Annotated in this window: 17 protein-coding genes and 1 pseudogene; 7 read left to right on the top strand and 11 right to left on the bottom strand. The window is 40.5% G+C overall.

What is annotated here, in order from left to right; genetic code table 11:
- Positions 1 to 42: 42 nt before the first annotated feature.
- The 5 genes from pulA to KSO91_RS06295 all read right to left on the bottom strand — a co-directional run bounded on the left by pulA (position 43) and on the right by KSO91_RS06295 (position 9,756).
- Positions 43 to 3,948: a pullulanase-type alpha-1,6-glucosidase gene (gene pulA / locus KSO91_RS06315; RefSeq protein ID WP_238742114.1), complete on the bottom strand. Its 3,906-nt coding sequence runs from the start codon at positions 3,946 to 3,948 to the stop codon at positions 43 to 45.
- Between the two features lie 1,486 nt (positions 3,949 to 5,434).
- The gene (locus KSO91_RS06310; RefSeq protein WP_238742113.1) at positions 5,435 to 5,929 is read right to left on the bottom strand and encodes a prepilin-type N-terminal cleavage/methylation domain-containing protein; all 495 of its coding nucleotides are present in this window, start codon (positions 5,927 to 5,929) and stop codon (positions 5,435 to 5,437) included.
- A 66-nt stretch (positions 5,930 to 5,995) separates the two neighbouring features.
- Positions 5,996 to 6,613, bottom strand: coding sequence for a class GN sortase (locus KSO91_RS06305; RefSeq protein WP_275113925.1), 618 nt, complete (start codon positions 6,611 to 6,613; stop codon positions 5,996 to 5,998).
- 50 nt (positions 6,614 to 6,663) lie between these two features.
- Positions 6,664 to 8,862: a marine proteobacterial sortase target protein gene (locus KSO91_RS06300; protein WP_238742110.1), complete on the bottom strand. Its 2,199-nt coding sequence runs from the start codon at positions 8,860 to 8,862 to the stop codon at positions 6,664 to 6,666.
- Between the two features lie 9 nt (positions 8,863 to 8,871).
- Positions 8,872 to 9,756: an OmpA family protein gene (locus tag KSO91_RS06295; RefSeq protein WP_238742109.1), complete on the bottom strand. Its 885-nt coding sequence runs from the start codon at positions 9,754 to 9,756 to the stop codon at positions 8,872 to 8,874.
- 216 nt (positions 9,757 to 9,972) lie between these two features.
- On the opposite strand from KSO91_RS06295, the gene pdsR reads away from it, so the two are divergent.
- Positions 9,973 to 10,677, top strand: a complete 705-nt coding sequence (gene pdsR / locus KSO91_RS06290; RefSeq protein WP_238742107.1) for a proteobacterial dedicated sortase system response regulator — start codon at positions 9,973 to 9,975, stop codon at positions 10,675 to 10,677.
- Positions 10,674 to 12,848 carry a proteobacterial dedicated sortase system histidine kinase gene (pdsS, locus tag KSO91_RS06285; RefSeq protein WP_238742106.1) on the top strand — a complete coding sequence of 725 codons (2,175 nt, stop codon included), beginning with the start codon at positions 10,674 to 10,676 and terminating at the stop codon, positions 12,846 to 12,848. The genes pdsR and pdsS overlap by 4 nt, the downstream gene beginning before the upstream one ends.
- Here pdsS and KSO91_RS06280 read toward each other — a convergent pair.
- The 3 genes from KSO91_RS06280 to KSO91_RS06270 all read right to left on the bottom strand — a co-directional run bounded on the left by KSO91_RS06280 (position 12,838) and on the right by KSO91_RS06270 (position 15,691).
- The gene (locus tag KSO91_RS06280; protein WP_238742105.1) at positions 12,838 to 14,244 is read right to left on the bottom strand and encodes an ATP-binding protein; all 1,407 of its coding nucleotides are present in this window, start codon (positions 14,242 to 14,244) and stop codon (positions 12,838 to 12,840) included. The genes pdsS and KSO91_RS06280 overlap by 11 nt on opposite strands.
- A complete protein-coding gene (locus tag KSO91_RS06275; RefSeq protein ID WP_238742103.1) occupies positions 14,234 to 14,896 on the bottom strand; it encodes a response regulator in 663 nt (220 codons plus the stop codon). The genes KSO91_RS06280 and KSO91_RS06275 overlap by 11 nt, the downstream gene beginning before the upstream one ends.
- Before the next feature lie 297 nt (positions 14,897 to 15,193).
- Complete coding sequence (locus KSO91_RS06270) at positions 15,194 to 15,691, bottom strand: TlpA disulfide reductase family protein (protein ID WP_238742102.1); 498 nt, start codon at positions 15,689 to 15,691, stop codon at positions 15,194 to 15,196.
- 267 nt (positions 15,692 to 15,958) lie between these two features.
- Between KSO91_RS06270 and pyrC the strand changes: the two genes are divergently transcribed.
- A complete protein-coding gene (pyrC, locus tag KSO91_RS06265; protein WP_238742101.1) occupies positions 15,959 to 16,987 on the top strand; it encodes a dihydroorotase in 1,029 nt (342 codons plus the stop codon).
- A gap of 112 nt (positions 16,988 to 17,099) precedes the next feature.
- On the opposite strand, the gene KSO91_RS06260 is transcribed toward pyrC, so the two are convergent.
- Entirely contained in the window at positions 17,100 to 18,209 is a 1,110-nt protein-coding gene (locus KSO91_RS06260; protein WP_238742100.1) for a site-2 protease family protein, read from the bottom strand.
- A 295-nt stretch (positions 18,210 to 18,504) separates the two neighbouring features.
- Here KSO91_RS06260 and KSO91_RS06255 point away from each other — a divergent pair, with 295 nt between their 5' ends.
- From KSO91_RS06255 to KSO91_RS06240, 4 genes are all read left to right on the top strand, one after another.
- The gene (locus KSO91_RS06255) at positions 18,505 to 19,188 is read left to right on the top strand and encodes an SDR family oxidoreductase (protein WP_238742099.1); all 684 of its coding nucleotides are present in this window, start codon (positions 18,505 to 18,507) and stop codon (positions 19,186 to 19,188) included.
- A gap of 332 nt (positions 19,189 to 19,520) precedes the next feature.
- A complete protein-coding gene (locus KSO91_RS06250) occupies positions 19,521 to 21,962 on the top strand; it encodes a PilZ domain-containing protein (protein WP_238742098.1) in 2,442 nt (813 codons plus the stop codon).
- A 153-nt stretch (positions 21,963 to 22,115) separates the two neighbouring features.
- Positions 22,116 to 22,607 (top strand): transcription elongation factor GreB, encoded by a 492-nt coding sequence (gene greB / locus KSO91_RS06245; protein ID WP_238742097.1) that lies wholly within the window; start codon positions 22,116 to 22,118, stop codon positions 22,605 to 22,607.
- A gap of 75 nt (positions 22,608 to 22,682) precedes the next feature.
- Positions 22,683 to 23,051: a hypothetical protein gene (locus KSO91_RS06240; RefSeq protein WP_238742095.1), complete on the top strand. Its 369-nt coding sequence runs from the start codon at positions 22,683 to 22,685 to the stop codon at positions 23,049 to 23,051.
- A 72-nt stretch (positions 23,052 to 23,123) separates the two neighbouring features.
- Here KSO91_RS06240 and KSO91_RS06235 read toward each other — a convergent pair whose 3' ends face one another.
- Together KSO91_RS06235 and KSO91_RS17850 are read right to left on the bottom strand one after the other, a co-directional pair.
- A complete protein-coding gene (locus KSO91_RS06235) occupies positions 23,124 to 24,614 on the bottom strand; it encodes an alpha/beta hydrolase-fold protein (protein WP_238742094.1) in 1,491 nt (496 codons plus the stop codon).
- Positions 24,615 to 24,779: 165 nt separating this feature from the next.
- Positions 24,780 to 24,872, bottom strand: a pseudogene (locus KSO91_RS17850) (IS982 family transposase); the annotation flags it as partial.

The following is a 24,872-nucleotide window of genomic DNA, read 5'->3' as shown; positions in this document are numbered from 1 at the left end:
GCACAAGACGCCGATTTTGTCAATAGTTGTTAACTCTATATTTTACTGAGCAGCAACTTCACACATGCTAAACGTACCTTGTACGGCTTCAGCACTTAAGTCAGCACCGTCATTAAAAGTAACTGTATATATATAGTTACCTGCGCTGGTATCCAATGTTGTGTTGTTATTAGCTAAGTTGATGTCTGCTAAATTTACAGCACCAGATAGGTCATATTCAACATTAGTCTGAACATCAGCGACAGCAACATCAGCCATAGTCACATTAAACTGTGTTGTCCAATCAGCATCACCACGCATTTTGAAACCGTCAGCACCTGTAAGCGCTGTATCAGCAACTAAAACCTGGTAAGTATTTGCTCCTTTATAGCTAAACTGTAAAGAAGTATCGTAGTTCCAACCAGAGATATTACCTATTAAAGCAATGCTAGTCTCACCTAAAGGACCTACTTCTGCACTATCAGCAAGCTCAGTACAACTAGCCACTTCTTCCGCAGTTACTGTCAGTGTTGGAGCAGCTATATCGCTTGCATTAAACATAAAGGTCACTACAGAATCAGCAGCTAATGTAAGGGAAATATTATTAGCACCACCTAATGCTAAAGCTTCACCTAACACTAATGTACCATCGGTACCGTAATTAATAGTACCCCAGTCAGCATCAGCCACTTTAAACTCGTATGTACCTGCTTCTAAAGTTTGCGTCATACTGTAGACACCAGCGCTAGTGAATGTCATCGCACCGGTAGTTCCCCACTCATTCATGCCGCCACGAATTAATGGAATAGTATCGCCAAATGGAGGAATTGAAGTTAAGTCTTTAGTACTGTTATCAACAGGCAAACCAGCACCTTGTGCATCACCTTGCGCTTGAATAAACACAGCAGTCGTTAATGCAGGAACGGTAAATTTACCAGCAGCAAAAGTAGCAGTTCCTTCAGCTAAATCAGCGTGTAGTGCAAAACCAGTCGCGCCCGTTACAGGGATAACTTGCTCTTGATTTGTTGCATTAATGACCGTAACAATCGCGTCAACAGCAGGATCTAAATCAGCACCTGCAGAAGTACCATCGTCAATGCTCATTACAATAACACCCGCCACTGAATCTGTACCTGTGTTTTGGAAATCAACACGCGCTTCAACTTCAGCCGCAGTTGCAAGGCTAAATAATGGTGAACTGGTACGGATTTTTAACAACTCTTTAAATCGCGTATCTGTCCATTCAATATCAGCGATTGTAGGCGCAGCCTCAGGATCAGCAATGATGGTTGTGATTAACGGCCAGTTAGTGCCATCTTTATCTTCACGTGGTAAACCCACATTCCAGTTATTACTACTCATATCGTAGTTAACAGTATTGAACCAATCACCCGAATCGTAGCTATCACGCTGCATTGATTTAGAGCGTAAAAGTTCAGAGCCCATATGGAAGAATGGCACACCTTGTCCTAACATGTTGGTACTTAATGCAAGTATTTGCATTTGTGCACGCTGTGCAGAATTAACGGTTGTGTCAACTTTATACATGTTGTTATCCCAAAGCGTTTGATTATCATGCTTAGAGACATAAGAGATATTTTCTTGTGGATCAGTTGTATAACCTGCTTTTTGCCCGTTATAATCAACATCTTGGCCGCGCTTAGTATCACCAGCTTGATCAAGTAGAACAAAATTGGCTAAATTACCCGCCATACCTAAACGGATGATATCACCGTCTTTTCTTAGCTTAAGTGTTGAAGCAGCGGCATCTGTCTGCAGCTCATTCCAAACACCTGCAGTGGCAAAACCTTGGTTTGCACGTAAATCATTACCACCATCAAACGGACCACCACCACGTACTGCATCACGTAGACGATCTGAGAAAGTACCAATCTCTGTACCGCCCATATTCTGTTGTGTCGCTTGTACAAATAACGCATTATCTGCTACTTCACCAAAGTTCCAGCCTTCACCATAGAAGTAAGTATCATCATCAACGGCTTTAACCGCAGCAAGTGAGTCAACCATAAGCTGTTTAGGTTGATGTCCCATTAAATCGAAACGGAAACCATCAATCTTGTATTCTTTAGCCCAAGTAACTAATGAGTCAGTCATTAGTTTACCCATCATAATGTTTTCTGTTGCAGTATTAGAACAACATGTTGACGTCTCAATATAACCAGAAGCATTTAGACGCTGGTAATATCCAGGGACGATTTTATCCAATACGGACTTATCATCTATACCAGCTGAATTTGTATGGTTATAAACTACATCCATAACAACGCGGTAACCCATCGCATGAAGCTTCATGATTAGAGTACGATACTCTTCAATACGTGCGGTACCTTTAGCATCTACTGCATAACTGCCTTCAGGTGTAGTGTAGTGGAAGGGATCATAACCCCAGTTGAATGTATCGTACATACGCAGATCATTCATTAAGGCTTGTGCAGCGCCTGTTGCTGGATCATAGCTTTCAAGCAGATCTTGAAGCACTTGGCTTTGATCACCAGTACAAACAGCAGCAGCTGTATTAATTGCACATAGATCGCCAACTGTATCCGTTAAAGCCACTGATTCTGCTTCATCAACCGTTGCAATATCAAACAGGTTCATCAAGTGAATGAGATTCATGCCATTCTCTGCAAGTGAAGCTAACTGCTTAACACTGGCACGCTCAGTTTCTTCAATCGCAAGATATTTTCCATCAAGCGCATCAGTTCCACCATCACCAGGCGCAGAAGTCAGATCACGCAAATGAGTTTCATAAATAACCAACTTCTCAGGCTCAGAAATGGCAGTTACACTTTGATCATCCCAACCACTCGGTTTAGCTTGATTTTCCAAATCAACCACTTGCGAGTACTTACTGTTAACAGATAAGCTTAAAGAGTAAGGGTCTGTTACTTCGAGTGTTTCAACCTTATCTAAGGTTGCATGGTATACTTCAACTGTATAACGGTAATATTTACCAACCACACCAGCAACATCGGCAGTTTCCCACGTACCATTCGCTTTACGCGTCATGGCAACGGGGGCACCAGATACACTCAGATCATCATTATAAAGAGATAGAGACACTGATTTAGCTGTTGGCGCCCATAGTCTAAACACCGTTGAATCACCCGTTACTACCGCGCCAAGCATTTCATTTTGCGCGCCCGTATCACCAGTTGCATATACTGCGTCTAAAGCAGGTGCAAGCTGAATGCCTGTCGCATCAATAACTTTACCTTCTGCATTTTTAGCAACAAGCACCAATTGACCGCTAATTAATGTTGCTTCATCCATTCCATCTGGAAGTTCAAAACCAAAAGCTTTATAATTATCATAACGTTTCGCGGTGCCCGCTGGCATATCTTTACTAGTCAGAACAAGCATTTCTGAAGTCGAGGTCTCTTGTCCCGTTGCGTCATCAACTTCGAATCCACCCTCAGCTAAATAGTGAACTTCAAAAGAATCGGCACTGCCCGTGTCCCAAGCAACGGTTGTTGAATCAATTAATGCGCCTTTTTGACCTTCATAAACAGAAAGCGCTAGAGGTGTTGCTGAAATATCTGCTTTACCTTGTACTATATAAACCGTGTCGCCTAATACGGACATATCCCACTGACGATCGCCACCAGGCTCTTTTTCATCGCCTTTATGCATAATAAAGTTGAAACAAGTGCCACCTTCTTTCATCGGAATTTTGTAAATAGCACCATTAGCAGCAACAGAATCGAAGGAAAGTGGCGTGTCCCAGGCTGTTACAGCGTCATCAGCAAGACCGTCACAATCAGGTGTATTCCATGCGTGTAGTCCCCAACCGTCATAACTTGCATCTTTACGCAAGTAATTCATCTCTGGAGAATCGCCCTCAGGAAGAGGAGTAGTAGTCGTATTATCACTACCACATGCAACCAGTGTAGCGGCGACTAATAGCGGCATAGTAAAACGCGCTAATTTTTTTATTTTCAGTTCCATTGATATTCCTTATTTGTTTAATTATTAAGTGTTTTTTTTATTAAAGAAGTAAAAGTACCCCCCTTTACACCGTGCAAAATGATATGGGATTAGCTGCTGTTAATATGTGATCCGCACCGGAGAAACACTTTTTTGAAAATTCAAAAAGGCGTGAACAAATTACTTTTGTGAGCCATGTCACTTCAATAAAGGCAAATTGATAAAATAGCCCTTGATCTTAAAACAAAACAAATGTAAGCGCTTACTTTGCAAGATGGGTGATAAGCTGTTTATTCGTATGAATCCGCTCTAAATGGCTAAAAAACAGTGTCCAAAAGCACAATAACGTGACCTGTGTCACTAACAGTTCATTTCGGCAATCTAATTAATTATTCTTTATTTTTAATGGGTTAAAACCAAGTAAGCGCTTACAACCCTTTAATATAGGCACTTTGACTGTTAAAGTAAGTGACAATGCAGCTGTAAATTTAGCAATAAGTTAATCATTCTCATGTATCCTTCTATAATAAATGTAATGCAACTTAAATTAGCTCTTTTTTAAGCCCGTAGCATTAAGCTGAGATAGTGTTGAGCGCTATAAGATCTATTAAAGAATTGCGACAAGTTTGAGTTCTTTAAAGAAAAAATCAATTCGATGAGCATCACTCGGTGTGCCTTTCAGCGGGACATTTCCATTATCCTTTTTTAAAAACCAAACAAGGTAAGATGTGGATTTCGTTATTAAAAAATAAGCGACGATCGGTCGCGAGATATTCGTTATTGCGCCCACAAAACTGCGGCATGGCGATCTTCGTATACTGCTACGTTATCTGCATCGGCTAGTAAAAAAAGTGCATGGTTTATATGGTTATAAATAACCTCAATTCTGGATAAGCTAAACGATACAGTACCGTTATTTACGCGTATTTCTGCGTTAAATCATCTGCCAATAACCAGTTATTGCTGCGATGATTCGCCTTGAACTACGCAAAACTAACAGCACTGTATAATATGTTTTTTAACTTGTTGATATTTAATCTGATTTCGCTTCCATTATCCAGAACTGAGGTTAAATATTAAAAATAGCGATAGCGCAACGGCATCAGCGAGTTGCCAACATGAGGCGTAACACGATCCATCAATTAACGGCTTATCTTATTAAGCAGTTTAATGAGGTAGAGGTCTATATGTTAAGGGAGTGATGGCAAATGGAAAATTGGCACGACACATTGCTAATGTGGGATTCTACGAGTTTACAGAAGACAGTTAAGTTACAAATGCACGTTCATGCAATCGCGCTTGATTATTGCTGATAGATGGATCGCGTCAAGCCAGCTTTGCACTGATTACTATCGCCGTAAACTGAACTTAACGCACTGGGGAATAACGGCGCTATCTTTGCTGCCTAATAGCAAGAATAGTTGAAAGCGGGAGAAACCAGCAACCTGTGTTGAGGTTTTTATAAGTGTTTTAGGGTAGGCAACATACTGTTTAGATAAACGCAAAACTAACAGCCACTGTCTACAATCTCATAAATTGGTAAATCGTCTTTATTGATGGCTTGGGTGTATTTAAAATAACAATTATCATCTTTTACCTTGCTATCTTGATCCGCATCATAACCGATATAGGTGAAGTCCATGCCTTCATATTCGATAGTAAAATTATCAGAAAGGTCAATGCGTTTTTCAATATCCGTATTATCTAAATAATACCATTTTAAGCGCGTATCAATGCTACCATCACCATCCGTATCGACATCAATCAAATCAAGCCGATTGGTAACAGGTTGCACTGAATAACTGGGCAACTGAGATTTAAGAAACATAAAGTCGTTAGCCACTTTCACACTCACCTTAATCTGTGTAAGCACATTTATTTTTGCATCCTTCGATAGCGATACAAATTGAGGTAGTGCGGTTGCCGCTAGTAAACCTATAATAACGATCACTATTACTAACTCTATTAATGTAAAACCTTTATTTAATTTACTGTTTGCCATCTTTTTTTTCTCTTAAATTCAAAGCCTAATATTATCGAAACAAAAAATAATGTTAATGCTTGATCATTAAAATGGAGAATTACTTTTAATAACACTTTTCTGCGCTTTCTCTAACCAGGCAAGATCAATTGATGAACGGTTATCTTTAATGCGCTTAGCGATTACCACATAACGTAAATCACTGTTAATAATATGACTATCAAAGGGATAGCAAGTGATCAGCGTGACGGTTTCCTGCTCTTGAGCATGTAAAACAGAGAGATCACTTTGATTGACAATGCTAATATCAATCACCTGAAAAAACAATGGCGAATTAAGGACAGTGGTCACGATTAGCTCATCCCCCAAGATAATATCTTTAAGTATCTTAAAATGCGTATCATTATGACCCGCCAACACACTATTCCCTCCTCGATCAAAACGTGCTGAAGAGACCATCCATGCGGGAGCAAATGCAAGGTTACTGCCGCTCGCTCCGGCCAGAACAATCAAAGGATCTTGCCCTGCAATACTTAGCTGAGCAAACGGCTCACTATCAGCCCACGGCCACGCTTTATGTGGTTCACCATCTTGCATATGCCGCCCCCAAGCAAAACTTAACAGCTGCTGTGCAAGTAAGGCTTTGCTTTGCATATATACCCCTTTGCTAAACAATAACAGCCCAGCAAGCAATATTATTAACATCAACTTGTGAAACAAAGACAGCATTTTCCATCTTTTTGTGTTGCAGGCAATCACTGCTGAAACCATGTTAATCCCTCCTTTATACGTTTATTTTGACAAAGACAGGGCTCAGCCAGCCACAATAAGGAGACTAACAGCAATAACAATAACCCGAGCTGTTGGTATAGTTCACTCGCCAAGCCTGTTTGCGGCAGATACATAGTATTCCCCTGTGGTAATTCTGTTTTAACCTGTTTATCAAAACTATTCGTTAAGCTCGGACGTGATCTGTTTTGCTCTACGGCAAGCAAACTTGTGTGCTCTGTAACAATATGAAATTTTAATCCTAGTGCAGTAATTTTTTGCTGCTTTTCTATGCTGGAAAATTGACGATTTAAGTTAATGCTATCAATCTGCTCTTTCGCCCATAAAACAGCGATCCCTTTTGCCCCTTGCTGCTCTGCAACAGCGAAATTTTCTGACCAAGGGGTTGCCCTATTTTGTATAAACCTTACCCCACCAATATGTAATGACGTTTTACCTTCTGGTATTTTAAACGTCACCTGTAATGGATCCCCTTGATAAAGGTCCGTTATCGGCTGCGGCCAGTAATCAACAACAGAGCCATCTGCCCACTGCAGCGTTATATCCCGCATTACGGGGGCAGAAAGCTGCGCAAATAGCGTCGACATTTTCATATCGACCTGATTAAGGTCGCCTATGCGGGTATATGTTCCCTTGCCCAGTTTTGCGCTGCTTTTCATAAAATAGTGATTAGGTGCAGAACCGATTCCAACCATAAATAATCGGCTATCTCCTTTTTGTGACTCAATTTGCGTTAACAACTGCTGCTCATTACTGATACTTGCATCAGTGATAAAAACCACTTGCCGTAACGCGGTTTTTTGATCCGGATACACATTACGTTGACCGAGCAGAGAATCTGTTAAAGCGAGCGCCATATTAGTGCCGCCTGAGGCTTGCAGCTGGTTGATAAAAGTATGCGCCATCGCCTTGCTGCGATTATCGACAGGCAGTGAATTTGTTGCAAAAAATTCACTATTATCACTGAAACTAATGATATTAAAGCGATCATTCTCAGCCAGCTGCTCAACAGCAAAATTGAGCGCAGACTTTGCCTGCCGTATCGATGTGCCAGACATAGAGCCCGATACATCGATAACAAATACAACCTCTTTATTAATACGCGCAGCTTCTGTGTATTGCGCAGCTGGTGGCATTAACATCAGCAACCCATATTTATCTGTCGCGGGTTTATCGCCAAGCGATGTTTCGCTGCTCATGCACTCAACAAACAACGCACTTTCCGCTTTATCACTTTGTAACAATTGCCAGTTCAACACAAAATCGCGGTTAGCGATAACAGCGTCCTTTTGAAGGGAAATCAACTGCGCACCCGCATGTAGTTTGTGTATATTAATAACGTGCGATGGGCTGACAATTTGCGCAGTCTCTAATGGCGTATTTAAGACTATTTTTATTTTCAGCAGCAAACTGGGATCCGCTCCCTTTTTAATGGTCTGGATAGTCTGTTCTGCGAGTTGGCGACTTTCATCATCGAGTAACCAACTATCCCAGCGTTCAGACCAGAGCAAATTTTCCGCACTGTCGTCACTTCCCATTAATAAATGCGCTAGATAATCTTGTCGCGCAACGCGCCCTAATTGAGGCATCGGTGGTGCGTAACGAGGCGTAATGGCCATCGGAAAATATAAGCTAAATAACCCTGCTTTATATTGAATCCTCTGCTGATACTCAATTTTGATTGAAATCATTTCGCCCGGGCCAATATTAGCCACTTGTGTAGTGAAAATGTCATTACGTTTGTGTGCAATTAAAGAGGCTTTTTTACCCTCTATTTTGGCTTTTTCAAAAGCACGTGTGGCAATCATTTTTTCTTTTATTTCACCAACAATCAAACGTTTACCTATGGTCATAGTGAGGTGATCCAGTGCAGCGTTTTCGGGTAAAGGAAAAATATAATCTGCATTTATCCAATGCCCACTTTCATTTTCAAACACCTGTGTAATAGCGACTCGATTAATCAATCCATTGACATCCATTTTGACTGAGCTGCTTAGTAATGGCGCGCTTATTTTTGCACCGTCCGTTTCATAAACAAGCCCAGTTAATGGCGCTATATCTGACTGTTCACCAGCGAAAATATAAGGTGAAATAAATCCACATACCAGCAACACTATTTTTAATGGCAAGATATGAAAATTATTTTTTAATTTTGATTGGCACATAACAACTCCTTAAAAATCCATTGCGGTCGTAAGCGGTTGCGCTGCTGAGGTAAAAATTACCGCCTCCTTTTGCGGCGTAGCTTTATTTAGTGACCATGAGTTTTCTGTTGTTTTATCGGGGGACGATTGCAATTTTTCGGGGACTGCAGTTGAATCAACTAACTGTGCCACTAGCGTTTCAATTTCAGCTTGATAGACATGAATTTCAACGCGCCGTGCTAAACGATTGTTTTCTGGGTTAGAAACGTCACCTTGTGTCTCACTCTCACCTAATGAGAGAACAGCTAACTGCGCGCGATCAACGCCTTGGTCGATCAAGCATTGTGCAACCGCTTGTGCGCGTTTTTTGGCAAGCTGGTTATTGTATAAAGCATTGCCCCTTTGATCCGAATAGCCGACCACCTGCCAGACCATTTTATGGTCCGATTTAGCACTTTTGATAAGCGCAGCTATTGCATTTAACGACGGCAAATAAACGGGCCTTATCTGACTAGAATCAAATGCAAACAACACCCTATTCTCAATCACTTTTGGGGCTTCATCTAACACCACAATATCTAAAGAAGTACGGTTTTCCTCAATGGAAACGGCACCGTTCTCCTTTGTGATGGCATTTTTCGCCACCAGCGGCTGAGTATCAATCTCGTCGAGCTGAGCTTCAATCTGTGCTTGTGACATTAAGTTCGCCTCTGCGATTAATGCCAATTCCTCAATATCAGTCGTCACCATACTGTGTTCAAATAGGCCACCTATTGGCAATACATTACCTGTAGGTAAAAATTCAGGCTCACTTTGGTAGCGTTGTAATGCAATTAGTCCACCCGTGATAGTTGAGATGATCACAATACTCAGTAGTGTTTTTTTGAATGTGGTTGGTTGTTTATGATTACTCATTTTATTATCCCTTTAGTGTGTTTTATGAGTGAACAAGACAGGCTTGCAAATTTATGTACCAATTTAAGCAAACAGTTATGTTTTTAAAGAGGTAATAAAAGGGCAACTAAGTGATCAATTGTGTTCAAAAAAAGGCAATCGTGATCCGTCTCTTTTTCATGTCAATATTTCACGTATACTGCAGCTAAAAGAAAAAGAGGAAAGAGGGAATATAAAATGAAACGCATCGCTATCGTTGAAGATGAAAAAAATATTCGCGAAAATTACACCGATTTAATGAGTAAACACGGCTATTTAGTCAGCAGTTATGAAAATCGCCAGGATGCACTGCGGGCTTTTGAAGTGCGTCTACCGGATCTTGCTATTATCGATATCGGTTTAGGCAATGAATATGACGGTGGATTTCTACTTTGCCAGTCACTGCGTTTACTGTCAGCAACCGTGCCGATTATCTTTTTAACCGCACGTGATAATGACTTTGATAGTATTTCGGGTCTGCGTTTAGGTGCCGATGATTATTTAACCAAAGATATTGGACTTGAACATTTAATGGTACGCATCAGTGCCCTTTTTCGACGCATTGAATGTCGCCAGCAACCCAGTGAACACCACAACAGAGTCATGCGCGGTTTATTGACTATCGACAGCGACAGAATGCAAATTTTTTGGGCTGAGCAATTACTGGATTTCACTATCACCGAATTTTGGATCGTCCATGCACTTGCGAATCGCGCGGGCATAGTACGCAATCGTCAGCAATTAATGCAAGATGCAAATATGGTTGTTGATGATAATACCATCACTTCCCATATCAAACGAATCCGTAAAAAGTTTGTGCATTTAGATCCCCATTTTAATGAGATAAGCGCCATCTATGGCATGGGATATCGCTGGGATATCTCTACAGAGAAGCCGCTGTGAAACGCTTTTCAATCGGCCTGCGCGGTAAAATAATTTTTTTATCGAGCTTTTTATTGATTTTGCCTTGGCTGGGTTATCATTATGTGTCAGAGATGGATAACTTTCTACGCCAAGGTCAACAGCAAACATTAATCGGTACAACGCGTGCAGTGGCAACGGCTTTGCATGAGCGTCCAACGTTATTTAATGCACAAGCCAGTTTTTTACCTGAGGTTCAGGCGGGCAAAGATCTTTACGCTTACGATATTAAACAAGCGATACAGCTTGATGGTGTGTTAACAGATTGGCAACACAATAAAGAACAGCGTTTTTTTTATGGTGCTGAATATGTTCGTTTCCAAGCACAAAAATATCAGGACAACCCAATCAGTTTCACTCATATGGTGGGTAAAAAAGAAGGTTATTTATATGGATACTTTCAAGTTACTGATAAATACCCCGTATTTCGCAGCACCACTGCACGCCAACTCGACAAAAACGATCACCTTGTAATAGCCCTTACCTCGGCGCAGGGAATACTTCAGCACTATATAATCTCCGTTCATAAAAGTGGTTGGTTTAATGCCTTTTTAAAACCCGATAACGACAACGAGTTGGGAAAATTAGCGCGCGAAAAACGCATCCAAGGTTACTGGCAACAAACAAATGTTGGCTATAATATTGAATTTAGGCTTCCTTTGACAATGCTCGGCAATAAATTAGGTTTCGCGCTATACACGGTTTCAGATAAGAAAAATCGCCAAATAACTAATATCATCGCCACCTCTAATATTCAAGATGCTACACAGCTTGGCACTGTCTTGATCCCCTCGCCCGAGATTGAGCAAATTTTAAAAGGGATGAGCCATACACAATCGCGAATTTGGGTGGTTGATCGCCATCAGCGCGTACTGGCTAAAGTAGGCGACATTCTCCATGCAGACGGCGCTTGGCCTGCTGATAATTCGCTACCGGAAAAACCTTCTTGGTGGGATAAATTTCATAATGCATTACTAGCACCTCTTTATGCACTGCTTTTATCACCTCCTATTAATGATTTTAATGATGACTTAAAAGATTCAACACAACTCAACAGTGCGTTTATAGAACAAGCACTGGCGGGGAAATCACAGTCAAATTGGTCTTTAAGCAGTGATGGTAAAGCGACGATCCTCTCTGCCGCGACGCCGATACTGGTCGGAGATAAAGTGATGGGTATGGTAGTTGCTCAAGAGACCACCAATGGTATTCGCACACTGCGCAATAAAGCGTTGGAAAAACTCTTTAATATCATGCTTGCGCTTATTTTTATCGCCACTTTAGTGCAATTTATCTTTGCTTCTCATATTGTTTTTCGAATTCGCAGATTACGCGATCAAACAGATAACGCCATCGATTCACAAGGACGCATTTTAACCCCTTTTATCGCGGCTCAATCAGGAGATGAAATTGGCGATCTGTCACGCGGCCTTTTCGATATGGTTAGCCGCTTAGGGCAATACCACAATTACCTTGAAAATCTAGCGGCGCGTTTATCACACGAACTGCGCACCCCGGTCGCAGTAGTGCGCTCATCATTAGAAAACTTAGCTTTTTTGCCGCAAAATAGTGACAATAAAAAATATATAGAACGAGCCGAAAATGGACTTAATCGTCTCAATCGTATATTAACTAGCATGAGCGAAGCCTCACGCATAGAGCAGAGCCTGCAAAGCTGTGAAAAAGCGATCTTTCCGCTTAATGGGCTACTTGAAGGGTGTATACAAGGTTACCAAATGACTTACAGCGCGTATCATTTCCTTTTCACGCAAGCAGATCAGCCACTTTTAGTCGATGCGGAGCCCGATCTTATCGTGCAATTATTAGATAAGCTAATCAATAATGCATTGGAGTTTAGTGAGCAAGCCAATGCAATTGTGGTATCACTTGAGCAGCTCGGCAATGATGCGGTAATTACCGTTGCCAATATAGGGCCACTATTACCTGAAAAAATGGGTGACCAATTATTAAATTCGATGGTATCTGTACGCTCGTCGAGCCAACAAACCGAGCCACATCTAGGTTTAGGACTATTTATTGCCAAAATAATTACGCAGTTCCATCAAGGCGAGATCCGTATACAAAACCGAACGGATAATTTAGGTGTGCAGGTAGAAGTCCACCTCCCGATGGCATCTAGAGCTAACAGATAGGCATCCTGATAGTCACTTGCAGTCCACCCAGTGGCGATTTAGCAAAACTTAATTCGCCTTGATGAAACTCAACAATAGTATTGACTAAGGTTAAGCCTAAACCAGCTCCTTTGCTTTGTTGTTGATGCTGCCGGTAAAAACGTTCCGTTAAACGTATATATAAGGCAGGATCAATCCCGATCCCTGAATCTTCGACCACTAACAGCATTTGCTGTCCCGCTCGTTTAATGGTTAATTTAATCACTCCTTTATCAGGCGTATATTGACTGGCATTATCGATTAAATTGCGAATTAAAATTTCCAGTAAAAACTCACTGCCGAGTAAGCAGATACCCTGATCTTCTTTTTCACAACAAAGGACTAATTCCTGATTTTTATTGATGATTTTAACGGCCATCTCAGCCAGTATGTTTTGACAGAGTTGATGAAATATAAGTGCTTTTTGCGGCAATGTTTCTGGGGTTATTTTTGATAATGTGAGTAATTGCTCGAGCAAACGTGCAACGCGTTTAACGCCACTATCAAGCTCCCGCAGCGCGATATCGCGATCTACCTCATTGTCACTATTTAGGGCGTTTTGTGCATGAATCAATACCACCGATAAAGGAGTACGCAATTCATGCGCAGTGTCTGCGGTTAAACGTTGCTCTCGTGTTAACGCATCATCTAAACGAGTAATTAATGCATTAATGGCATTTAGGACCGGACTTAACTCTTTCGGGATAATATTAAGATCAATCGTTTTCAGACTGTAAGCTTCACGACGGTTGATACTGCTCACTAACTGCTCTAACGGCGCCAATCCAAAACGAATAATAGCCGCAAGCAATAATAGAAAAATAGGAAAGATCACCAACGCAGGCAACATTATTATCTTCACAGAGATCCCTTCAGATAATTCATTCCTGATTGCGCCACTTTCTGCTACATATAGCCAGAAATCCAGATCCTCATCATAGAGCGTATAAACCCGCCATAATCTGCCTTTTATCTGTAAGCTGCTATAGCCCTTTTTTTTATCGCTAAATGCCACATCGGGGGCGCTACTTGATTTGATCAATAATTTTCCCTGTTGGTTGAACACTTGATAGGCAATCTTATTTTGACGCACGGCATCTCTCACCGCTCTCTTATCAACTTCAAAACCATGATAAACAATAGGCAAATGTAAATTAGTTTGGTCTATCAAAGAAACATTTTCACCGAGCACGTTAAATAAAATAAATGCGCTGTGCGCCAACTGAGCATCAAAAATCTCATCTATTTCATGTTTAGCACGGTGCGCACTTATCAGATAGACTGCAACGAGGTAAAAAGTAAAAAGGAGCGTAATAACAATCAGTAAAAAGTACTTAATTGAGCCTGACTTAACAAGCAAGGCATCACTAAATTTCATCTTTAACCGCCATATAACCAACACCACGCACTGTTTTAATCAGTTTTTTATGTATTTTTTTGCGTAGATTATGAATATGCACCTCCAGCGCATTACTTTCAATATCATCATCCCAGCTATATAAGGTCTGCTCTAAGGACGAACGCGACATCACTTTCCCTTGGTTCTGCAATAATACTTCGAGAAGATTTAACTCACGTCGGGATAAGATCACGGGTTGATTATGGAACAAAACTTCGCGGCTATTAAGATCCAGTTGTAACGGGCCAAATTCGATAACATGGGTGGCATTACCGTGGCTGCGTCTTAATAATGCACGGATGCGAGCCTGCAGCTCACTTTGATCAAAAGGCTTAAGTAAATAATCGTCCGCACCGAGATCTAAGCCCTTGATCTTATCTTCCACGCGATCTCGAGCTGTTAAAATAATGACTGGGCTATTATGTTTTTGTCGGTATTTTTCTAAAAAAGTTAAACCATCAGCATCGGGGAGCCCTAAATCTAAAATAATCAGATCGTAATGCTCATGCATGCAGGCGTTAATCGCTAAACTAACCCGATCGAAATGGTCCACACAGTAGCCTTGTTGCTTAAGGTTTTGCATGACGCCGTTAGCGAGTGCTATATCATCTTCAATAATCAGTAAACGCATTAGATTTCCTTTGATTTTAATAATAGCTATGACGTCAAATGGTTCTGCTTTACAGGCAAGGACTCACTGCCAGCGAAGGTTAAATGAGTGGCTACACTATATAAATACGCATCAAGGGCTAGAAACATAACATAGTTTTTCGAGATACCAAGCGCATCAATAGGGCTTTTTTAGTATCTTGATAATAATGTTCAAAAGCACCGCTGTTTTGGTGACCATTTGCCGTTTTAAAAAATAACTTAAAAGCCCAACTGGATACCCACATCCCCGCAACTCGCAAAAAGCGTTATTAATATGTTATTCATGCACACTTCCTTTGCTTTGTTGATTGCGAGGTAATTGAGCAAGGAGTTTTACTATGCTCGCTTCATAGACTGTTTGTTGGCTTTTTTTAAAACCGAGATGGCGATCCGTTAATTTCCCATCAACAGAAAAAAGATAAGCGCTAGGCATAGCGGCCACCTCGTACTTTTGGGCGAGCACCCCTTGTGAATCTGAATATAAATGGAAATCAGCAGGGACATTATTTAGAAAGCGACGGGCGGTTTGTATATCCTGATCCACATTGATACCGATAATGACTAACCCTTTATCCTTATATTTAGCGTGCATCTTATTTAACCAAGGGAATGATTTACGGCAAGGAGCACACCAAGACGCCCAAAAATCCAAATAAAGCACTTTGTTTTGATATTCAGACAACTCGATTTTATCTAACCACTGCTCCTGAGCAGTCACTTGAAAGCTTGATATCAATACAACAAACAAACTTAATAGCGGTATTATTTTTTTCATTAGTTCCTTTGTTATTAGCTTCGATTAGTGATTTTTATTATGGTCAATAAAACTTAAGGTTTCCTTAACAATTCCTTATTTAACCAAGGGTAATTGGCATTATTAAATCAATTTAGACTATTATCCACTGAAGAGATAAACCAAAACCATATAAACTGCTAGGTGGACTCTGCAAAAAATGATTTTATTAAACCGTTCTTAAAGCTTAAAGACATATGAAATTTGCTGTTAAGCTTGTAAAATAGCGAAAAATCACAGGAGAGTCTAATGCAAACAATAACAATAACCCGTCCAGATGACTGGCATGTACATCTACGTGATGGGGATCAGCTCAAAGATACTGTGCGTGATATTAGCCGTTATATGGGACGAGCGATTATTATGCCAAATCTGATCCCACCAGTGATCGATACCGCACTAGCGCTCGCTTACCAAAGCCGTATTATGGCCACTAAACCTAAAGCTAGCTTTACGCCTTTAATGACGCTTTATCTAACTGATAACACCACCAGCGATGAAATAAAAAAAGCCAAAGCATCCGGTCAAATTTATGCAGCTAAATTATACCCTGCAGGTGCAACCACTAATTCAGATTCCGGCGTAACTAGCGCCGATAAGATCAGTGATGCACTACAAGCGATGCAGGAAGTGGGTATGCCACTTTTGTTACATGGCGAAGTCACCGCCAATGAAATAGACATCTTTGATCGTGAAGAGGTCTTTATAGAAACAGTACTCGCCCCAATAGCTGCTGCATACCCCAATTTAAAAATTGTGCTGGAGCATATCACCACTGCCAATGCAGTTGAATTTGTCAACAATGCAGGTAAAAATATCGCCGCGACCATTACCGCACACCATCTATTGTTTAACCGCAACCATCTCCTCGTTGGCGGTATTAAGCCGCACTTCTACTGTTTACCTATTTTAAAACGTAACACCCACCAACAGGCATTGATCAAAGCGGCAACCAGTGGTTCTAGTAAATTCTTTTTAGGCACAGACTCAGCGCCGCATGCCCGCGAACATAAAGAGTCTGCTTGCGGTTGTGCCGGCGCCTATACAGCACATGCTATTATTGAGCTCTATGCGGAGGTTTTTGAAGAGGCCGGTGCATTAGATAAATTGGAAGCATTTGCCAGTTTTAACGGCCCAGACTTTTATCAGTTAGCGCGTAATAGCGATACCATTACTCTCGAAAAAAGTACTTGGAATGTACCTGCAACGCTTACTTTTGGTAACCAGCAACTGGTGCCCATTAAAGCTGGCGAACAGCTGCATTGGAAAGTCCGTTAAGACTCAGGACAATGAGTATACTGCATTAATGTGTTTCTCATAGGTTGATGCATAAGAAGCGGGGTTATTGCTAGAGCCCCCGCTTCTTAGCAAGCTAATATGTAACTGTCCATTAAGATCCGAGAATCTTCAGCGGTAACGACAAGAGTTGATCCCCTGAACTTGCAAAATAAAAAATAATCGCAATGAGCCCGGCAACAGTAAGCAGATACCAAACAGCGGAAACAAGCTGGGCGTATTTATCCAGCGGTAAGAGTGGACTTTGAAATCGAGTCCGCCACTCAAAGAATATTTCCAAACTACCAATTAATAATAAAAAACCTAATAATGCCAACCCTAACCGATAACTGACAAACACACCTAGCGCAGCACCTAAAACACAAGCAACAAGCCCAATTTTACTGTTCATTGAAAAACTGATACTTTTCAAAATATGCCCACCATCAAGCGGCAGAATAGGCAGCAAATTAAATAGATTTAATAACGCATTAAACACCGCCAGCCCCGCCAAAAAAGGACTCCCAGTAAACCAGTACCCCAAGAGACAGGCACAGGATAAAATTAATCCAAACGTGGGTCCCATAATAGAAATAACGACATCTTGCCAGCGGGTATTAATTTTTTGATCCGTGAGCGCAAGTCCGCCAACAAAGGGGATAAGATAAATCCCTTTGGTTTGCATTGAAAAATATCGCATCGCGCGGATGTGCCCATATTCATGAAATACCAAGCAAGCAATTAATGCTAAAGCAAATTGGAAAGAAAAAAACCAGCTGTAGGCAGCTAAACTCGCACCGGCTAGCACTACTTTTATAATTTTGGCACTTTTAAAGAGCTTAAATAGAAGTGATAACAGTCCGACTGTGCTGGTTTTTTTTTCAACTTTAAGTGTCTTTATCGGTACTTGTTGCTCAATATCTTTACTGTCTTTTTGCCCTGACTGCACCACACTATCATCAACAAATAATTGATACTTCATTGCAAAAGGCTGCCAGTTTAAGACTATCTCTAAACGGCATTTAGTAATCTGCGGCGCTTCTATACTTGCCGTCTGCTTCACAGCTTGAGAAAATTCAAAGTGATGGGTCGATTTAGCAAATTTATTTTCCGTTGCACTTAATTGAGATACGATTTGATCGCCCCAATATAATTGTTGCCACCCCGCGACAGAGGCCTGTAATCTTAATGTCTGCCCAAAATGTTCCAGTTGCAGTAATTCCACAGCAGTAGCTCCCGTTAAATCAATCGCTAATTATGCCTTTAATCTACGCCAAGGAGAAGCGACTACATGTTTTATGATATCTTTTTATTTTTTTATGCACAGATCGCAGTTTCTAAGGTGTAAGGTAAATTAAGGCCTTGATAAAAAAGGGTCTATGCCATAATAACGCTTACAAGATGGCGTCCTATTTTATAGGTAAGAGTTTATCGGTTAAACGTAAAGAGCTCATTCCCGCCATTTAATTAAGTAACAAAGAACGTATTTTGACGGTTATTAATTTTAAGGAGTGACAAATATGAACTATCAGAACGTATTTATTACGGGTGCTACTCGAGGTCTGGGCCGCGCGCTGGTAATTGATCTGTGCAGTAAAGGGCATCGAGTTTTTGCCACTGGACGGGATAAGATACTACTGCAGCAACTGATCACAGAAAGCGGATGTTCAGGTAAAGTTTGCGATCTAACTCAAGCGGAGGATGTTCTAGATATTTTTCACCAAGCCAAGCAAGCCCTAGGGCAGATCGATGTACTCATCAATAACGCAGGCATGAATTCACGAAAATGTGAACTGTCGGAAACCAACTTAGCAGAGTTTGAACTGCAATATGCAATCAATTTACGCGCCCCTTACCTACTCTGCCGCGAAGCGATGCAACATATGCTCCCAAAAAAGCACGGCTATATTATCAATATCGTCAGTACCGTTGCTAAACGCAGTAATGCTAGTATGAGTATCTATACGGCAATGAAGCAGGGATTTGCTGGTTTAAACAATGTATTAATGAAAGAAGCTCAGCCCCATGGCATCAAAGTAACGGCTATTTACCCAGGAGGTATCAACACCGCATTTCGCGATCAGCCTCGCCCACAATATATGCAACCAGAAAGTGTAGCTACTATGATAAGTCAATTACTCACCAACCCTAACGATCTGGTCGTACATGAACTGACTTTTAGGCCACTCGTGGAATTAGAATAGCAAGCCAATACGAGCGGCATAGACTCATGCTACTCCAAGAAGCTAAATTAGCATGCGAAGTTGAGCCTAGATGCGGGCCATAAAATTACAGCCTTGTGATGCCACATTGAGAATTAATTACCACGCAGGTCAGTACAATTTGACTTGCCCTACGGCGACTCAGGTCGCTAGGGCCTATTTTTCGGCACGCAGTAAGCGACCTGATTGTGATCTCCAATGAAGATGCGATCTTCTAAATGCGCTATTATTAGCGTTTTATTAATAGCTGATTTGTTAATTGAAAAAACGACAATTATGGTCCTTCTTACACAAAAAGATGAGACTTACTCGCAATGAAAAAGAAAAATATGACACTAAGTAACGTGATGGCGAATAATAAAGAGAATACTGACTTTAGGGATATTATTATGTCTCTAAGACATGCCTATAATACTCCCACACTAGAAAGCAAAATTCAGGATCTCGCTGCCACGGCGACGGTGTCAAATAGGTTTCTTATCAAAATGGAGATCATGAAGCTTTCTCGCAATGTGCAGCGGGTGATTGATCTGCGTGATGTTTTTAAAGCGGGATGTAAAAAATTCACTTATCAGGGAATATCGCATTTTCTTGATGACAAATCGAAAAATGAGTTTGAAAATGAGATAAATAAATATGGTGGCAACTATACGCTTGGTGTTTATGAGCATATTATGCAAAAAGCCAAGGCACGATATCAAGCAGATCCACATGCATTACTAACCCCCACAAAAAAAACAGAAACGGTGTATCTCACCCAATTTTTCCAGCGTAAAGACGAACGCTTGTATTTTATAAAGAAAGTAAGTGTTTTCTACAATAGTCCGGAGAAAATGACTCAGAATGTATTTAATAATTTCGCAATAGAAGGCTTAACAACCAATATATCTTCAACGGGGCTATCAATTAAAATAGCCAAAGAAAAGGTACGCAGAAAAGACGGCTTGATCCATGTTTGGATGCACGGTATTGAAAGTGAGTTTAAATTTTCGGATCATGTCATTATCACCTACGATATCAAAAAAACTGAAGAAAAAAACGGCTATATCTACTTCAATCTTTATTATCACAACAAACAGTTTTCAAAAGTAAAAGATGAGTTCATCGTTTTTTCTGAGCGCTACCTTAATGCACAGAAAAAGCGCAACAACCTGCCCGTTGAAAACACCATCAATGCTGTCAAAGTAAAAGCGACAGAACAGCTTATCATTGCAAGGTTAAGTGCACTTCCCGTCTTCCTATTGCAACAAAATGGAGTATGGCTACCGGCTGCACAATTTAAAACCAAAGATAATAGCAACATTGGCTTAATTGCTAATATAAAGGACAATAAAGATTTCTTGCGTTCATTCTCTGTCTTGCCATCAATACAGTCAAGAATAGCGTTAGGTGAGCGTTTTCATGATTACCTGTTTGTAATGCCCATCAAGGATAAAAACAATAAAGCTTATTATGTTGCTATCCCATTTGAAGCGTTGACTAACAATAGTTTTATAAAAAAAATTGCACGTAGCGCTTATCAGAGAAATCAACTTAAACTGTACCGGGTTGATGGAAATACAACGATACCAGAAACTCAAAGCCATGTTCCAAGCTCCCTTCCGTCCTCGGCAGGTGAAGCTTTTGAACGTATGAATCAACAGCCGATTGATCGCGTAAAATCACTTTCGGATCAACTAAAAAGAATGCTCGTATTCAGCGATTTTTCAGATGCAATTGTTCATCTCAACCTGTTAGATGCGGATGGGGGGGGAGAAACTGAAATCAACCTAGCGCAATATATATTAAAAAAACCGGTCAACTCAATTGACTTATACGGCGCGTTCGCTGAGAAAAATGATTTGCGCATGGAAGACCGATTTGTATGTAAGATAAATCTTCTATTGCAACAAAAAGCACTGCAAACACAAGAATTTATTCCTTGCCATACCATTAATATATCAACCCGAGGGTTAAAAATAGTACTTTCAACTGCCACTGACTTAAAGGTTGGAGATATAGTATTAGTACATATTCCAATGCTTATAGGCAAGGATCACAATGACACAAGATATCAGCCGTATCATGTGGTAGGGAAAGATAGCGAGCTAGCGTATCGATTATTCATTGAAGGCAATGCCGCTGCTCATGATGGCCGTAAGGTATTCAAAGAATACATTAATAAAAATATAAATGAGATACAGGCAGTCGGTTATGAGAATGAAGTTTATGGCCTCTCTCGTGCATTAAGAAATATATTTGCAAACAATATACCATTTCCCTATGGCATAGTGGCAAAAGAAGGCCCCGCACGTTATATAAAAAACATTGCGACATCAGAAAATGCCATCCATCCAGATCTCGGTCAAAACACCATTGAAGACAGCGAATCATTGATGGAGTCAGAGCTATTTAGAACAGCTATTATTGAAAAAATAGAGTTGATAAATAACGAAAACCCTTTTCAAATTCTATATTTTATTGTTATGTCAAAAAGCCGTAGTAATGGAGATGAGTACTTTTTAATTAAAGAAATAACAGAAGCAAATAAAGATACAGATTTAAAGCCATTAATGGATTCACTTAAATGCATTGGAAAGCCGAGACTATTAAGAATAAAGATCGCTAAAAAGGAGCGCGTATTTGATAAGTATTTCCGAGATGAAATGGCCTATATAGAAAGATTTGCAACGGCTAAAGTCAAAGCGATAAAATCGACACTTCGCGACACAATTGGCGCATTTGAAATTTCCGATATAAGCGATCTTATCGATTAGATAATAGAAAATCGCAACTGAAGGCCTGCTAGCGAATGTATTGTATGGCCTGCAGATTTTAATAATAAGGGTAACAAAGTTATCAATATTTATTACTCTGTATAAACGGAAATAACATAAATAACGATTTCACTTTTTATAATGAGATGAACATTGCACACTAATTTAATAACCCCAGAGGGTTTTAAAAAATTACAGACTGAACTCGATTATCTGTGGCGCGAATATCGCCCCGAAATCACTCAAAAAGTCGCTTGGGCAGCCAGCCTAGGCGATCGCTCTGACAATGCTGATTACAAAGAAAATAAGCGCCTCTTACGACAAATAGACTCACGTATCCGCTTTTTAGGTAAACGCATCGAACAACTCACCATCGTCACGCCTTCACCACAACAAGCCGGCAAAGTATTCTTTGGTGCATGGGTAACAATAGAAAATGAACAAGAGGAGGTAAAGCGTTTCAAAATTGTTGGCCCCGATGAAATTTACCAACGCGGGGGGCTCGAACAACGTAAAGATTACATTTCCATCGATAGCCCAATGGCACGCGCCTTACTAAAACAAGAGATCGATGATGAGGCGCTAGTGAAAACACCCAGTGGTTTAGTACGCTGGTATATCAACAACATTGAATACGATTATTAATGGCAGTACAGTCATTGACCTAACTCCCAAGTTAGGCTCACTATCTTATATAATAGCCGTTCTAGGAGAACGAATTTGGCCATTACAGAAAACGAAATAGTTAATCTATTAACCACCTTAGAGTGTCGCACCAACTTTACTATCAAAAAATTAACTGAATACATGTTACCTAAACTCAAGGAAGCATTTTACCTACATATAGAAAGCAATACGCCGCATATTATTATCCGCCCGGTCTTTGAAGTATTTGCTGCCGAACTAGCCGCAATTGAAGGAGTAAGAAAAAGAGAAAACTATTTTCACAGCGCCGAGATGACCCGTTTCCCAAAAAGGATCCATAAAGGAATGAATGAAATTCATTACGGTATTTCGTTTAAATTTGATAATACCAAAGCACTAAAACTGTTTATTAAAAAGTTAATTAGCATTATCAGTGGTGATTAAAAAAAGCAGGATTTGAAATGTAGAAGCGTTAATAAAGAGCCCTTTTAATTAAGGGCTCTTACTCAGATAAGTCTATGGATTGAAAAACGCAGAGATATTCGTCAAAACATCGGTGCTGATAGCGTTCCAATATCGCCAAGTATGATTTCCAGGCGCTTTATTATAGGTAAAATCAATCCCGCCTTTTTTCAATAACTTAACTAAAGCTTCATTACTGGCATAACTAATATGGTCATCGGTGCCGCAATAAAAATACAATGTAGATTGCAGGACTGATTTTTCAGCCTTAAATTCTGGATAATTATGCATATCAAAATAACCGCTAAGCGGCACCGAAAGACCAAAAACCTCAGGGTGTCGCTGCGCTAAATAAAAGGCGCCAAATCCCCCCATCGATTCCCCGGAAATAGCCGTGTAAGCGCGCCCCAACTTAATATGATACTGACTGCGAAGATAAGGAATCAATTCATCCATAATATGCGTTTCTCGGCCTTTTATATACTGGCTCTTCGCACCAGAGGGCATCACGATAATAAAGGGTTTAATGACACCAGCATTAATAAGATTATCCATAAAGTGTTGAATTTTACCGACCTTGACCCACTGTTGAAAATTGGCTCCGTAACCATGCAACAGCACTAAAAGAGGATAAGTTTTGCCACTTTCTGGCGAATAACCGGGTGGTAAGTAAAGCGAAAATGGACTTTTTCCAGCCAAAACTTTGCTATCAAAATCGTTATTAATAATAACACCGTGCGCAATATCAGGATTAGGGATTGATGCTGCAATCTCTTTGCCCAAAACAATAACCGAATTAAATCCATCAAAGCCATCATCTATAGTTTTAGGGTTATTGTGATCATAACGCCACTGCTCATCGATAACGAATTTATACTGCCAAGCGCCCGGTAGTAAATACAAGGTTAAATCCCAATTGCCCTTCTCTCCTTGTTGCATTTTAAAGACATCATCTTGCCAATCACTCATCTCGCCAGCAAGATAAACTGTTTTGGCATCAGCAGCTTGTAATGAAAAAGTGTGGGCAATCGTTCCCTCTCTGGGAGAAAGCATCGGATTTTTTTCTTTATTAACGGCTTGTCGTTGCACTTTTTCTCCATTATCCACAAGCGATCCATGGAGTTTGCTAACACCTGAACATTGATAGTGACCATCACTCCATGTCCACTCATAACTACCTATTATCTGTTTACCCTGTATTTTTGCAGAGGCTTGCGAGTAGGTGACGTCACCGCCATTAACAGACCAAGGGGGCATCGTCCAAGTAATATCCGTACCATCAATGGTTCCCATCGACCCATTATCATTTGTTAATTGGCACTGCTTCTGGGTAACCGTAAAAACCGTTTCCTCCGTCTTTCCTGAACCACCACAAAGTGAATCATCGGTCTCGGTGATTAAACTCCATTTACCCGCAACCTGAGCACAAACTGAGGAGAGGGGCTCAGAGGGGGTAACTTTGGCATCACCACACCCGGTCAGCGCCAAAAGTAACGGGGCTATCACCATCCCAGTAAAATATCTTGCTTTGTTTATTTTTCTCATACTATGCCTCTACTATGATCATCATCATCACTTCAATTTACTGATATTTATTTGCCAATTAGCGTTCGCTAAAAAGTTGTTTTTTTATTCGCTTTTCTAAATAGCTACTGTCCGCCAACAGACCGTACTATATTAACCTGAGATCTGGATAAGAAACTGCATTTATTAAGCTGTCATTACACCCGATTCGCTTGTTGACAGCTTAATGCATGGCTTCTGTTTTTTTACGCAGTAAGCTACTATTCCTGCAATAATATT

Source organism: Psychromonas antarctica (genome assembly GCF_022267535.1).
Lineage (GTDB): Bacteria > Pseudomonadota > Gammaproteobacteria > Enterobacterales > Psychromonadaceae > Psychromonas > Psychromonas antarctica.
This window is presented reverse-complemented; position numbering and strand designations above follow the sequence as displayed.

What these genes read in the sequence shown, in the direction of transcription:
- KSO91_RS06255 (WP_238742099.1), top strand. Translation starts at nt 18,505, where the DNA reads ATGAACTATCAGAACGTATTTATTACGGGTGCTACTCGAGGTCTGGGC.
- pyrC (WP_238742101.1), top strand. Translation starts at nt 15,959, where the DNA reads ATGCAAACAATAACAATAACCCGTCCAGATGACTGGCATGTACATCTA.
- KSO91_RS06235 (WP_238742094.1), bottom strand. Translation starts at nt 24,614, where the DNA reads ATGAGAAAAATAAACAAAGCAAGATATTTTACTGGGATGGTGATAGCC.
- KSO91_RS06250 (WP_238742098.1), top strand. Translation starts at nt 19,521, where the DNA reads ATGAAAAAGAAAAATATGACACTAAGTAACGTGATGGCGAATAATAAA.
- KSO91_RS06270 (WP_238742102.1), bottom strand. Translation starts at nt 15,691, where the DNA reads ATGAAAAAAATAATACCGCTATTAAGTTTGTTTGTTGTATTGATATCA.
- KSO91_RS06280 (WP_238742105.1), bottom strand. Translation starts at nt 14,244, where the DNA reads ATGAAATTTAGTGATGCCTTGCTTGTTAAGTCAGGCTCAATTAAGTAC.
- KSO91_RS06305 (WP_275113925.1), bottom strand. Translation starts at nt 6,613, where the DNA reads ATGTTAATAATATTGCTTGCTGGGCTGTTATTGTTTAGCAAAGGGGTA.
- KSO91_RS06275 (WP_238742103.1), bottom strand. Translation starts at nt 14,896, where the DNA reads ATGCGTTTACTGATTATTGAAGATGATATAGCACTCGCTAACGGCGTC.
- KSO91_RS06300 (WP_238742110.1), bottom strand. Translation starts at nt 8,862, where the DNA reads ATGTGCCAATCAAAATTAAAAAATAATTTTCATATCTTGCCATTAAAA.
- KSO91_RS06295 (WP_238742109.1), bottom strand. Translation starts at nt 9,756, where the DNA reads ATGAGTAATCATAAACAACCAACCACATTCAAAAAAACACTACTGAGT.
- pulA (WP_238742114.1), bottom strand. Translation starts at nt 3,948, where the DNA reads ATGGAACTGAAAATAAAAAAATTAGCGCGTTTTACTATGCCGCTATTA.
- KSO91_RS06310 (WP_238742113.1), bottom strand. Translation starts at nt 5,929, where the DNA reads ATGGCAAACAGTAAATTAAATAAAGGTTTTACATTAATAGAGTTAGTA.
- pdsR (WP_238742107.1), top strand. Translation starts at nt 9,973, where the DNA reads ATGAAACGCATCGCTATCGTTGAAGATGAAAAAAATATTCGCGAAAAT.